We start from the raw sequence: 13,475 nt of genomic DNA, 5'->3' as shown, positions 1-13,475 counted from the left end.
CTGGAGGGAGCATGGAAGGCGCCTGGTACGAGCTGCTGCTGGCCGTCCTCGCCGTGTGGCGGGTGACGCACCTGCTGCACGCCGAGAATGGTCCGTGGGACGCCATGGCGCGCCTGCGGGCGTGGGCCGGCGACGGCTTCCTGGGGCGCATGCTGGACTGCTTCTACTGCGCCAGCCTGTGGGTGGCCCTGCCGCCCGCCGCGCTGCTGGCCACCGGCTGGCTGCACTTTGCACTGCTGTGGCCCGCGCTGTCCGCCGCAGCGATCACGCTGGAGCGCGTGCGCGGCGCGCTGCGGCAAGAGGAGGACTGACATGGGATGCTGCGGAAGCAGGCGCCAGCAAGTGGTGCAGAAAATCTACGGCGCGCAGGGCTACGGCGCCGCCGACGGCGTGCGGGCGAGCGCTGCGCAAGGCGTGCACGGCCCCGCGTCAGGCGCACCGGCAAGCGCGCCGCAATTCGCCGCGCCGCCCGGCGTGGCCTTCGTGTATGACGGTATGCGCGAACTGGTGGTGACCGGCGGCGTTACCGGCCGCCGCTACCGCTTCACCGCGCGCGGCGCCCGCCTCCTGGTCGACGCCCTGGACGCGCCGGCCATGCGGCAGACGCCCAAGCTGCGCTGCCTGGCGTAGCTGGCCGTAGCGCTACGTCAGCTTGCGCGCGACGCGGAACCCGACAATGTCGTTGGCCAGCACCGCCGAGTAACCGTTGCGCAGCGCCGATCGCAGATAGCGCGGCTGGTACAGCCACGACCCGCCGCGCAGCACGCGCCGCACCGGGTCGCCGCCCTGCTCCCAGGCGCTGCCGTCCCCCGGCGCGCCCTGGTAGTTGTCGTGCACCACGTCCTGCGTCCATTCCCACACATTGCCGTGCATGTCGAACAGCCCCCACGGATTCGGCTGGAAGGCGTTCACCTTGGTTGTGCCCTGCCGGAACTCGCCCTTGGCCCCGTTGTTGTAGGTGAAATTGCCATCGTAGTTGGCCATCTCCGTGCTGATATTGTCGCCGAAGCTGAACGCCGTATGCGTACCCGCCCGGCAGGCATACTCCCACTCCGCCTCGCTCGGCAGCCGGTACACCTGCCCCGTCTTTTCCGACAGCCACGCCAGATATTTCTGCACGTCGTGCCAGCTCACGCCCACCACCGGGTGCTCATCGCCCTGCTTGAACCCCGGCGCGGCCCAATCCGTATCCGACATCGACTCCCAGCGCGTGGCGCGCGCGAACTGGCGCCACTGGCCCACCGTCACCGGAAAACGCCCCAGCGCGAACGGATAATCGATGCCCACCCAATGCTGCGGCGTCTCCCTGTCCAGCCAGGATTTCTGTGAACCCGCCTTCATCGCGATGTTGCGCTCGTATTCCGACGAACCCATCTCGAAGCGCCCGGTCGGTATCAGCACCAGGTCCGGCCCGGTGCCGGTGCCGTCCAGGAAGCGGTCGCGCAGCACGCCGCTGGCATCGGCCACCGGACTGCCCGGCGTGGGCATCAGCGCCGCCAGTTCGGCCGCGTTGCGCGCCGCCTGCTCCTTGCGGTGGCGTTCCTGCTCCGCGCGGTAGGCCGCTTCCGCCTTCAGCTGCGCCGCCTTGCGCTGCTGTTCCTCCTGCGCCTGGCGCGCCTTCAGCGCATCGGCCTCGCGCCGCGCCAGCAGCTGCTCGCGCAAGCGCGCCTTGCGCTCCTTGGCCTGCTGCTCCGCCTCCAGCCGCTGCTGGCGTTCCAGCTCGCGCCGCTGCTGGTCCAGCTTCACCTTCTCGATGGCGGCGGCCTGCGCCTCGGCCTTGCGGCGCTCGGCCAGTTCGGCCTGGCGCTTCAATTCGTCCGCGCGAGCCTGCTCGGCGCGCGCTGCCTGCTCGCGGCGCTGTTCCTGCTCGCGTTGGCGTTCACGCTCCTGGCGCTCGGCCGCCTGCGCCGCCAGCTCCTCCTCGCTGGGGCCGGAAGCGCCCAGCAAGGCGTCCAGCAGCGCAGTCACCGACTCCGGGCGCTGCTCCTGCGCAAAGGCGAAGCCGCGCTGCAGCACCTGCCACTGCAGCTCATTCAACGCCGCCGGCGCGGACGGCAGAAACTGCGCGCTGCGGTTCTCGTCGAACGGCAGGCGGCCTTCCAGCAACTGGTAGATCATCACCGCCACCGCATACACGTCCAGCTTGGGACTGGGCTGCCGCTGGCTGGTGCCCGCTTCCGGCGCGCGGTAGCCGGTGGTGCCCGCGTTCGGCGTTTGCATCCCCAGGCTGCTGCCCGCGTTGCGCGCGCGCGAGGCGATGCCGAAGTCCAGCAGCTTGACTTCGCCCTTCTGCGTGAGGAACACATTGCCGGGCTTGATGTCGCGGTGCACCAGCTTGAACTTGTCCCAGGCGTAGTCCAGCGCATGCGCCACCGGACGCAGCATGGTGTGCACCTGCTCCAGCGTGGCGGGTCCGCTGTGCGCCAGCCAGGCGTCCAGGTCCTGCCCGTCCAGGCACTCCATGATGATGAAATAGCTGGACGTGGCCGGGTCCTGCGCCCACTCGTAGATGCGCACGATGTTCTCGTGCGCCAGGCGGCGCGCCTGCGTCGCCTCCTCGATCAGCAGCTTGGTGTGCGTAGCGCTCTGGGTCAGCTGCGGCGGCAGGATCTTCAGCGCCACCTGGTCGCTATGGCCCAATTCCTCCTGCGTGGCCAGGTCCGTGGCCTGCCACACCTGGCCCATGCCGCCCAGGCCGATCAGCCGTTCCAGCCGGTAGCGGCGGTTTTGCGGCCCGATTTCCTGGCCTGCCATCAGGCCCAGTTCCGTTCCCTGCCGCAGCTGGATAGGGGCGGCGGATGCGCCGGGCGCGGCGCTGCCTCCCAGCGGCGAATACTCGGCGTCCAGGATAGCGTTCTTGCGGCGGTCGAACTCTTGCAGACTTAACAGGCCATCGTCGTGCAAGGCACGCAGTTCACGTATCTTGTCTCTTGCTGTTTGCATCGTCAACTTATAAAGGTACGCCGCATTCGGCGCAGAATTTTGCGTTCGGACGGTCGGCCGGCACCGGATGGCCGTTCACGCAGCATTTGACGGCCGGCTGCGTGGGCGCGGGCGCATGGTGGTGGTGCACCGGCGCGCCCGCCTGGGCCACGCCCACGCCCAGCTGCATCTGCGAACTGAGGGCATTGGCGTGCGTGGCGTTCTGCAGCTTGAGCAGTTCCAGCTGATGCTGCTTGTCCTTCTGCTCCTGCGCGTCGCGGTGGGCGCGTTCTTCGGCCACGCGCTCCTGCACCATGCGCAGGGCGTCGGCCGGGCTCAGGCTGTTTTCGGCGGCCACCACGGCGGCCATGGCCTGGATCTGCTCGGCGTCCATGCCGGAGCGGACCTGTTCCTTCATCAGCTGCGCCAGCGCGGCGGCGTTCGGCGCGGCGGCCATGGCCACCTTGCCGGTGTCGCTCAGGTTGCCGATGGTGGAGATGCGTTCGATGTCGATGCGCGCCAGCTCGGCGGCGTGCGCCTGCTGCGCCAGCAGCGTGTCGTACTCGCCCTTCCAGCGCGCGAAGTTCTGTTCGCGCTCGTGCTCCATCTTCTTCAGCTCGCGCTGCCACTCCGCTTCCTGCTCGCGCTGTTTCAGCGCCAGGCGCTGCTCGTCCACCGCCAGCTGGTCCAGCGCGGCGCGCTGCACCAGGGCTTGCGACTGGCGCTGCTGCACGCCGTCCGCCTCGATGGTGCGCAGCAGCTTCTCGTACTGCGCCACGGCGTCGGCGGCGGCGCCCTCCCGGCGCAGCTGCTCGAGCTTCTGGCTCACCTCCGCCACCTGCACGCTGTTCGCCGCGTCCTTGACGGCTTCCCCGCGCAGCAATTCACGCTGGTGCGCCAGCTGCTGCTGGTCCTGCCATTCCTGCACGCGCTCCGCTTCGCGCTTGCGCGCCGCGTTGGCCAGCGCCACGCCGTGGAAACGCGCCTTGTGGTGCTCCGCTTCCAGTTCCGCTTCGCGCTGCTGCGCCTCCGCCTCGCTCTGGCGCAAGCGCACCAGCTGCGCACGGCGGTGCGCTTCGTCCTCGATGGTGAGCGCCTGCGCCACCTGGTTCTGGATCTGCTGCATGTGCAGCTGGTGCGAGAAGCGCTGCTGCGCCAGCTGGCGCTGTTCCTGCGCCGCCTGCTGCGCCACTTCCAGCTCGGTGCGCATCTTGATCTGCGCCAGCTGGCGCACATGCTCCCACTCCGCCACGTCGCCCGCGCGGCCGGCCTTCTTCTTGGCCAGTTCGTGTTCCAGCTCGATCAGCGTGGCGCCGGCGCCGCGCTCGAAGGCCTGGCGCCGCGTCCGGGATTCGATGATGCGGCCGTACAGGTCCACTTCGCGCGCGCGGATGGCTTGCACCCGCTCCGCTTCCTGCTGCGCCAGTTCGGCCTTGTCCACGGCGGCGTCCTGGCGCAGCTCGGCGCGGCGGAAGTCGCTGCGCAGCTTCTGCTCCTCGCGCCAGATGGCTTGCCACTCTTCTTCATCGTACAGCTCGTCGAGCTGCTTCACGTGTTCCAGCTGCGCGTGACGCTCGTCAGCCACCAGCCACAGCGAACCGACCCGCTCGCGGTTGTTGTCGAATTTGTCGTGGCGCAGGGACAGCGTGTCCACCTGCGCCACGGCCAGGCCGAATTCGGCCAGGCGCAGCTTCAGCGCCGCCTGCAGGCGTTCGTCCAGCTGCAGGCGCAAGTCGGCGTTGCCGCTCATGTCGCGCATGGAACGGCCGCCGATGAATTCGGCGGCAACCTGGCGCACCGAGTCGGCCAGCAGGTCATGCAGGTGCAGCGTGGTGACGGTGCCGGGTACGGTCATGAAGTGCTGGGCGAACGCCGGCACGTTTTCCACCTTGATGGCCACCTTGAAGCGCGCGGCCACCTTCAGGTGTTCGGCCGTGTGCAGGTCGCTGAAACTGAATTCCACCGGCAGCGGCGTGGTGCGCGTGATCAGGATTTCGGCGTGCTGGTCGCGCAGCAGGTGGTTCAGGCGAGTGAAAAAGCCTTCGATCTCGTATTCGCCCTGCGGCACTTCGGTGGCTTTGTCCGCTTGCAGGATGTAGGCGCGGGTGGTGGCGGGCACGCGCAGCGTCTTGTTGAAGATGCCGGACAGCTCACGCACGCCGAAGTAGACGGCCAGCTCGTCGTTGGCTGGTATCCAGCGGTTGTCGCGCAGCACCGGCTGATTGTGCGGTGCACCCAGGATCACGCCGCAGTTCGCGCAGTAGCCCGTGCCGGCGGCATTTTTATGCTCGCAGCGCGGGCATTTGACGCCGCCAAAACCAAACATTCGGAACATGTGGAACTCCTTGTTAACCTTCATCTTTCAGCCACCCCGTCCGGTCCTGATTTTAGCAGGGGCGCGGGGCTTGTACTTTGCGCACGATTCATATCATTCCGATCCGCTCTATGCAGGCCAGCGAGGCGCCGCGCGCGCGCAGCGCGCCAGCATAGGCGGCATCGATGTCATTTTGCCAATCCTTGGGCAGCAGCACGCGGTCACCCAGCACGGCTTGCATTAGTATCAACTCCATCTTGGCTGCGCGGCCTTCCACGGTGTCCACGCGGCCGGCGTGCCATGCGCTGGAACAGCCGGTGGCGATAATGCGGCCGCGCGGCACGAACTCGCGGCCGCGCGCCAGGCGGTCGGCCATGACGAGGGCCAGTTCGTAGGATGCGCCCTGGAAGCGCGGCTGGCCGAAGCGGACCACCGTGCGCCAGCGGCCCAGGCCACGGCCGTCGAAATGGCGGGCGCCGGCCAGCGCCTGACGCACGGCCAGTTGCGCGGTCAGGCCGAGGCCGGGGACGGCGATGGTGTCTTCTTCGTCCCCGCCGCCCTCTTCCAGCGGGTAGACGCTGACTTCCACCCAGCTCAGGCTGTCGTTGATGCCGCCGCTGTGCAGGGGGAACCAGGCGCGTGCGCTGGATACTGCCGCCGCAGGGTCGGTGTGGCCGGTGAGCGCGCCGAGGTGGGTGAGGGACAGCGTGCTGGCCGTGCCGGCTGCGGCGCCGGCGTCGGCTGCGGCGCCGCCGAGAACGGCCAGTGCTGGCGCTGCGGCGTGCTGTTGCAGGCGGGCAGCGGCGGGTTCCGGCTGGCCGGTAACGCTACCGCAGTGCCAGTTATCAGACCAGCCATAAGCGTAGACATGCGGACATGCGGGCTGCCAGGCGCCGCGCACCATGCGGTCGGCCAGCACGGCGGCAAGTTCCCAGCCGCGTTCGTCGTCCGCCGGGGCGATGTCCATGCTGAGCACCACCTGGTCGCGGCTGTCGAAGCGGGATTCGGTGTGGCGGGCCAGGCGCACCACTTCCTGCATGCGTTCGCTCAGCGCGGGCGCGCCGGCGACTGCGCATTTGACCTCGGCGCGGTTGGCGCGCGGGCGGCGGGTGGCGGTGACCGTGAGGACGCGGCCGTCGGCCAGCAGGCAGCGGCATTCGGCGTTGGCGGGCAGTTTGATCAAGGTTGCGCAGCTCATAGCGATGGCTCCCGGCGGCTGTCTGGCTCCGGCTGGGCCGCCACCGTAGCGTCCGCGCTGGCGATGCGGCGCTGCGACAGCTGATAGTCCAGGTTGGACACGATGCGGTCGGCGTTGTCCAGCAGCGCGGCCAGGATGGGTTCGGGGTCGGCGCTGCCGCAGGCGGAGCCGAACTGGAGCGGGTTGGCGGACAATTGCAGGCTGGCCAGCAAGGCCCAGGCCTGGTCCAGCTCCCGCACAGCGGCGATGCTGTGGCGCGTGCGGCGCTGCTGCTGGGCGGCGGGCAAAGGCTGGTTGGGGGCGGCCAGGGACAGCGCGGGCATGGTGTTGACGTCGAGGGCGATCAGCGCGATGCGCTGCAGCAGGCTGCGGTGCGCCAGGAACAGCGCCTGGCCCGGCGGCAGCGCCACTTGCCGCAGGCCGCTGGAGAGCACCGGCAGCTCCAGGAACAGGCGGCGCAGCGCGTGGGCGTCATCTGCGGCCTGCCCACCGTCCGCAAACCTGCGCGCGCCGCCGGAGACCGTCTCGCCCGTCGAGTCAGCACCTTGGCCCGCTGCGGCAGCTGCTGCCCCAGCGACGATAGCTTGGGCAGGCGCGACAGCATTAGACTGGGCCGGTGCGGCGGCGGCTTGTGCCGGCGCAGGAACGGCGGTTTGATCCGGTGCGGCGGCGGATTGGGCCGGCGCGGCGGCGGTGGACTGGGCCGAAGCGGCGGCGGTGGACTGGGCCGAAGCGGCGGGGGCTGGGTGTGGCTCTGGAGCTGCGGCGGGGCTGGCGGGGCGGGTTGCGGTGGCGTCGCGGAACGCCGGCTCGCTCACGGGCGGGGCTGCAACCGGTGTTTGTGCCCGGGCGCGGAGCTGGGCGGCGTAGTCGACTTCGTCGCCGAGATCCACCGGCAGGCAATCTTCCACGGTGATGCCGAACCGGGTGTAGAGCAGCTGATTCAGCCCCGCGCGGAAGCCGTTCCACTCGTCCAGCGACGTGCACGGCGGCAGGTCCAGCATGCCCTGCGCCAGCGCGTCCTGCACCGCCGCCTGGATGGCCGCCTGCAGGCACGCCAGGGTCAGCACGTCCGGCACTTCGCTAAACAAGTACAAGTCGAAACGCTGCTGCGCCACGCGCGGGTCCGCTGCATCGATGACGAAACGGGTACGCAGGCCAATCTCCGGCGCAGCGGCAAAAGGCACGATATCGGCGCCATACGGCCCGGGATGGAAACCATAGGCCACCTCCCCGCCCCGCGCACCGGCCGCCGGAGCGCGGCGCGGCTGGCCGCTCTCGCTGAACACCACTTGCACGCACTGTGCCGGCACCTGCTCGCCGCGCAAGCGCATGGCCACCACGCTGCGTCCCAGCTCGGCGCAAGGCGAGCCGGCGGCGGCATCCGGCGATGCGCCGCGGCGGCGGACGAAAGAGAGCAGACCCATGGCTTACCGCGCCGCCGGCTCGACGGCGAATCCGGCGCCGTACAACTGGAAGTGCGCCATCGGCTCGGTGTCGAAGGGCCAGGCGCGCTCGCACTCGCCGTCCGCGTCCAGCCGCCCTTGCAGCAGAATGGCGCCGCCCCCGTCCACCACGCGCAGCAGCGGCTGGTCCCGCAGCAAACGCGCCGCGAAAGGCGCCTCCGCATCCAGTTTCAGGATAATCTGCCAGCCGCCGCCCTGCTGGCTGGGCAGGAAATGCAGCTGCCAATGGCCGTCGTCGGTCACCAGCTCATTGAGCACGGCGGCGCTGGAAGCGGCGCGCAGCATGCCCGGACTGCCGTGCCACACCGGGTCGTTGGCCGCCTGCGGTGCCGAATCGCGCGCCGCGCGACGCTCCAGCGACAAGTGGCGGAAACGGCGCAGCGTCAGCGGCGACGCCTGCAAGGCCCGGCGCTCGTTCGGCGTGAGCGCGCGGCTGCCAGCCAGCGCGGCCAGCAGCACCGCATCCGGCAGCATCAGGCGGTCGCCCGGCACTGGCCGCGACAGCAACAGCCGCTCTAGCAATTTCTGGTCTGGCGTGGTCATGTCTGCATCCTTGTGTTCATCGCGTACAGCTTGTCGATCGCCTCGTTGCGCCGCTTGCGCAAAGTGGGCATCGAGATCCGGTCCAGCGCCGCCAGCTGCTGCAAGGTCGGCAGCGCGCCGGTGGCGGGGTCCAGCCAGGCATCGGGATAGCTTTCGTCTTCCGCGCCCAGCAGTTTCTGGTACACCGCCAGCCGGATCGGCAGCGATTCGCCGCCCAGCACTTGCAGCATCCGGCTCCCGCCATCCTGCGCGGCGGTAGCCAATTCCATAAAGCGGAGGGGCAAGGAAAGACTGGCTGCCAGGGCCTGGTCGGCGGCGGATAGCGCGGGATCGCGCGCTGGCTGCGCGATTGGCGGTGCGGCCACTCCATGGCCGGAGCCGTCCAAGCCGTCGCCGCCGCCGACCTGGTCATGGGCCTCTTCCTCGCCCGCGTCGGCCGGGATGGCGAACTCCCCGCACTCCCCGAACTCCTCATCCTCCTCTTCATCGGCGGGCGGCTGCAGGATCTGGTCCACCACGTCCGGCAACGGGGCCTCTTCCTCGGCCTCCGATTCGCCGATCACGCGCAGATAGTCGTCCATCCACGCTGCGGCTTCATCCTCGTCGCCGCGCCAGTCCTCGGCGCCGCCCATATTGGCAGACAAGGCTTCATAATCGCCGATTTCCGCCATCAGCGCGGCGATTTTCTCCGGGCTGTTCTTCAGGCTGGCGAAGCGCTTGGACTTCGTGTGCAGCGGCCCCGGCGAGCCGCCGAAGCGTTCCAGCGACTCGCTCCAGCGGATCACCCAGTCGGCCTTGCAGCCGCCTATGGTCTTCATCTGCCGCGCTTCGATCGGGATGCCGTCCGCCGCGCGCCCCAGGATAGCCGCCACCTGCTCCTGGTTCTGCTGCCAGTTCGCGAACAGCTGCTCGATATCGCGGTAGGCCGTGTCGAGCATGCGGTAGGTGTACATCTTGTTCGGGCTGCAATCACGCCCGGTGGCCACCTGGTAATTGTCCGAATCGACCTTGTCGCGCAGGCCGGCGTACATATCGTTGAACTTCTTGCGCAGCATGCCCTCGCTGCCCGCGTTCAGCCAGAACGCGCCGTGCCTGGCATGCTCGCTGGCGATGGCCGCCGCCAGCGCGCTCCAGTAGGCGGGCTGCGCCTGCAGTTCGAAGGCCAGGCTGGTGGCCAGCTCGGACACGCTCTCGCCGTAGCTGTTGCCGGCCGCCTCGCCGCGCGCGCTGCGCTGCGCCAGGCGCAGTTCGGCGGCCAGCGCGTCCGTGTAGATGTCCAGCTGCTCGGCTTCGTGCGCGCTGTCGAGCAGCAGATGCAAATCCATGCGCCGCGCGGCCAGCAGCGAGCAACGGCCCAGGAGCTTGCGCACCTGTTCCCAACCATGTTCCTGATAACGCGTTCCCGGCAGCCGCATGTGATCCCGTAATCCAAAAATTCGCGCCGCCGGACCATAGGGATCGTATGGTCTTCGACGGACACTTCAAAATCATGCCACAGCCGCAGCTCATCCATTCCCCTTGTTACAGGGCTATTTACCCTTCTGTTCCGGATTCCGGCCCGGCCAGCCCGCCAGCAGCGCCGCCACCATGGGCGCCGCGTGCTCGCCGCCGCTGGCGCCGGAGTGGCTGACGAAGGCCGCCATGGCGATCCGGTGCTGCTGCCCGGGCAGGCTGCCGGGTTCCAGCCAGCCGGTGAACCAGACGGTGGCCACGCCGTCGCTGACCGGGGCGGTGCCGGTCTTGCCGTACAGGCCACGGCGCAGCTGCGCCAGCGCGGGAGCGCCGAATGCGCCGGCGGCGGTGCCGCAATCCACCACCCCTTTCATGCCGGCGCGGATACGGTCCAGCCGGATGCCAAGCGGCTGTGGCTGGGGCGCCTGGGCTCCCTTGCCGTTCAGTTCCAGCAGCAGGCGCGGCGCAACGGTGGCGCCCTGCCCGATCGCGGCCGACACCATGGCCATTTGCAGCGGCGTGGCTTGCATGCGCAGGCCGACGGCCATTTGCCGCAGCTCGTGCCTGGTGTGGATGGGGTCCATGTGGGCGGGCGTGGCTTGCAGCGCGTCATAGGCTTGCCAGGAGAAGTCTTCGGGCAGCAGGCCGCCGTCCAGGCGCAGGCGCTGCTCGAAGCCGAGGCGGTGGGCGGCGGCGGTGATCGGGCGCACCGGATCGAGCGCGCCCGCCTCCAGCGCCTGCACGCCCGGCACGCCGCCGTCGGGACGGCCGAACAGGCTGCGGTCGCTCAGTTCGGCGGACCAGGCGAACCAGGTGTTCAGGCTGTAGGTCAGCGCTTGCGGCAGTCCCAGCTTGCCTTCCTGCGCGCGGCGGTCCAGTCCCTGTTCCTTGTAATTGGTGATGTGGGCGCCGCCCGCAGTGGCGGGGTAAGTTGGCGCGCCGGTCTGGAAGGCATAGCCGCGCTGGCGGGCCACGGCATTGATGGCGGGCAGCGGCATGCCGCCCAGCAGCGCGTCCAGCTGCGGGTCGGACTTGGCGGCCAGCTCGAGGCCGGCGGCGCTGACGACCTTGAAGGTGGAACCGGGGCTGCGGTGGGCGCCTCCGTCGTGCTGGAGGGCGGGCAGGCGCAGCGGGCTGCGGGCCGGATTGGCGCGGTCGAAGTCACGCACTTCAGGCCAGTTTTCGGCGCCGGCCGGGGCGTTGCCGGCGCCTGCCGCCGCGAGGATATCGCCCGTTTCAGCGTCCAGCAGCACCAGGCCGGCGTGGCGGCCCTGGGGAATCGGCTGCGCGCCGGTGCAGGCCTTGCCATCCCAACGGCCGTGGCGCATGCCGACGCAGTCGAGGATGCGCTGGCTCAGGGTTTGCAGCGCCAGGTCCAGCGCCAGCTTGCCGCTGGCCGGCGCGCCGGCCGCTGCGGCGCCGCTTCCGGCTGCGGCGGCACGCGCCAGTACGCCGGCGACGCTGGATGCGTGTTCGGGGCCGACGCCCAGCATGGTTGCCAGGCCGGCGTCCAGCGCGGGCGGCGTGCTGCTGCCGTCGGCCCACAGTAGCGTGCCGTTGCGGTCCCGGAGCTGAACCGAGGTCGCCAGCGACGCACGGCCGCCACCGCCAAGGCCGACGCCAATGCCAGGCCCTGTGCCCGGCATGGCGGCCTCCAGCGGCTGCCACGCGATGCGGCCGGCCGACACGCGCAAATGGCGGTAAGCCTGATCGCCGGACGCGGCCACGCTGGTCATGTCGAGCGGCTGGACTTCCACGCTGATGGCGTGCGCGCCCGGCAACGGCTCCAGCGTCAGCTGCACCGCGTCGCTCGCGGACGCGCAACCGCGCCCCGTGCACGCAGCCTGCAGCGTAGCGCGCGCACCATCGACAGCGCCCACACGCCCGGCAACCAGCAGTTGCAGCGGCACGGCGCTGCCGGGTGCGGTGGCGGACAAGGAAAGCGTCAGCCGCACGGTACGGACGGCGCTGGATTGCGGCCAGTAGGCGACGCGCGTCCAGGGCTGCCAGCCCTGCGGCAGTTCGGCGAACAGGCGGGCGGCGGCGGGCGGCATCTGCGCGGTGGAGGCGAGCGGGCTGTCGCCAGCGCTGGCTTCCCATGCCGGCCCGGACTTCACGCGCCATGCCAGCAGGCGCCGTTCGCTATTGTAGATGTCGATCTGCTGGCGCACGTAGGCGCCATCGGCCTGCTGGTAGAGACGCTTGAGCAGTTTATTGGCAGCCGCGTCGAGACGAACATCGCGCCATTCCGCCAGTCCGGTTGCACGTGCCGGCGCGGCGCTGGCCAGCCACTGCGGCAGGTCGCGCGGCGGGATCGCCACCATGCCGCCGGCATCCAGCCGCACCAGTCCTTCGGCCTGCATGGCGGCGAACAAGGCCTGGTCTTCCAGCTCGGCCGGCGCGCGCGCGGGGACCTTGTAGACGCCGGGCTGCAGATAGCCCGTCACCGCGTCGCCCGACGATGGAAACGCGGCCAGCATCACCTTATCGCTGGCGCCGAGCGCCGGGCTGCCGGCCAGGCGCCCCTTCCCCGCGCCCTGCAGTTGCCCCTGCAGCTCGCCCTGCAACTGATAAAGCTGCACCACCAGCTCGCCTGCCTGCGGGCAGCCTACACTGGCGCGGCGCTCGACCCGCAGGGCTGCGCCCTCGCCCCACGTCAGCCAGCCTTGCCGGAAGAAGCCGGCGGTGGCGCCACCGCTCTCTTCGATACGGCCGCCGCTGGCATCGCTCAGCCAGCGGGCGGCGGCGCCCGGTGCGCTGCGCCACGTCAGTTTCAAGGGCTCGCCAGCGAAGTCCGCGCGCGCCTCGCCGCTGATGCGCACTTCCGGCATGGCCGCCGTGGCGGCGGAGCCGCCGCCGACCAGCAGCACATTGCGCAAGGCGCCGGACAGTGCGCCGGCCTGGCCAGCTTGCTTGTCCATCCATCGCTGCACGTCGTCGAAGCGGTAGCCCAGCCGCAGCGACACCAGCCGCGCGCTGCCCGGCTCGCGCAACTGGCTGCACAGGTCCACGCGGACCGCACCCATGCCTTGCATGCCCGCCAGCGTGATCACGGCGCCGCCGGCAACCGGATTGAAACGCACGCCGGCCTGCCGCGCCACCGTCAGCGTGGCGCCGGGCAAAGCGGATTGATATACGGTTGCCGCATGCCGCGCGCTGGCGGCATCCGGCGTGGTGATGGTAGCGGCACCAAGCGCGCGCGCATGGCCTATGATGGCCGCCGCGCCGCCCAGCGCAGCGAGCACGCCGGCGCCGGCCAGCCACAGCGTCGCGCGCGGCGCCGTGGCTAGCTGCGCCCACAGCGTGCCGACTCCCAGCCCGAGCCTTGCCGCCGCCGGGCGCCTCGCGGCAGCGGCAGCCTGCGGCTCGGCCGCTGCGCCAGGCAAGCTGCGCCCGTCTCGTCCCGGCCCGCTTGCGCGGCCATCCGCGCGCCCCACGCCGCCTTTCGTTCCGGAAGAGACGCGCGTGCCCGCCCGCAGATTGCGCGCCCTGCGCCAGGCACGGCGGCGCTCTGCCAAGGACTGCAGAATGTGACTGAACTTGGACCGCATATGCCCCTCGCGCCGGTGGTATTCGTATG

General features: G+C 70.2%; 9 protein-coding genes. 2 read left to right on the top strand and 7 right to left on the bottom strand.

The genetic code is table 11. The features are described 5' to 3' along the window. Positions 1-11 precede the first annotated feature (11 nt). Together ACFJI2_RS08765 and ACFJI2_RS08760 are read left to right on the top strand one after the other, a co-directional pair. On the top strand, positions 12-311 hold the full coding sequence (locus ACFJI2_RS08765) for a hypothetical protein (RefSeq protein WP_377704649.1): 300 nt from the start codon (positions 12-14) through the stop codon (positions 309-311). Between the two features lies 1 nt (position 312). Then, positions 313-630, top strand: a complete 318-nt coding sequence (locus ACFJI2_RS08760) for a hypothetical protein (RefSeq protein WP_377704648.1) — start codon at positions 313-315, stop codon at positions 628-630. 12 nt (positions 631-642) lie between these two features. On the opposite strand, the gene ACFJI2_RS08755 is transcribed toward ACFJI2_RS08760, so the two are convergent. The 7 genes from ACFJI2_RS08755 to ACFJI2_RS08725 form a co-directional block, all read right to left on the bottom strand. Then, positions 643-2,943 carry an SUMF1/EgtB/PvdO family nonheme iron enzyme gene (locus tag ACFJI2_RS08755; RefSeq protein ID WP_377704647.1) on the bottom strand — a complete coding sequence of 767 codons (2,301 nt, stop codon included), beginning with the start codon at positions 2,941-2,943 and terminating at the stop codon, positions 643-645. A 7-nt stretch (positions 2,944-2,950) separates the two neighbouring features. Further along, positions 2,951-5,257, bottom strand: coding sequence for a hypothetical protein (locus ACFJI2_RS08750; RefSeq protein WP_377704646.1), 2,307 nt, complete (start codon positions 5,255-5,257; stop codon positions 2,951-2,953). Between the two features lie 88 nt (positions 5,258-5,345). Next, positions 5,346-6,434 (bottom strand): hypothetical protein, encoded by a 1,089-nt coding sequence (locus ACFJI2_RS08745; RefSeq protein WP_377704645.1) that lies wholly within the window; start codon positions 6,432-6,434, stop codon positions 5,346-5,348. Then, complete coding sequence (locus ACFJI2_RS08740) at positions 6,431-7,861, bottom strand: hypothetical protein (protein ID WP_377704644.1); 1,431 nt, start codon at positions 7,859-7,861, stop codon at positions 6,431-6,433. Before ACFJI2_RS08740 ends, ACFJI2_RS08745 begins: the two co-directional genes overlap by 4 nt. A gap of 3 nt (positions 7,862-7,864) precedes the next feature. Further along, positions 7,865-8,443, bottom strand: coding sequence for a hypothetical protein (locus tag ACFJI2_RS08735; protein WP_377704643.1), 579 nt, complete (start codon positions 8,441-8,443; stop codon positions 7,865-7,867). Beyond that, a complete protein-coding gene (locus ACFJI2_RS08730) occupies positions 8,440-9,813 on the bottom strand; it encodes a hypothetical protein (protein WP_377704642.1) in 1,374 nt (457 codons plus the stop codon). Before ACFJI2_RS08730 ends, ACFJI2_RS08735 begins: the two co-directional genes overlap by 4 nt. A 159-nt stretch (positions 9,814-9,972) precedes the next feature. Continuing rightward, entirely contained in the window at positions 9,973-13,281 is a 3,309-nt protein-coding gene (locus ACFJI2_RS08725) for a penicillin-binding transpeptidase domain-containing protein (RefSeq protein WP_377704641.1), read from the bottom strand. Positions 13,282-13,475: the final 194 nt, after the last annotated feature.

The organism is Pseudoduganella sp. UC29_71 (assembly GCF_042693265.1).
In the GTDB taxonomy this organism is placed as follows: domain Bacteria; phylum Pseudomonadota; class Gammaproteobacteria; order Burkholderiales; family Burkholderiaceae_D; genus Rugamonas.
The sequence above is the reverse complement of the archived record's forward strand: the minus strand, read 5'-3'. Positions and strand labels throughout refer to the sequence as shown.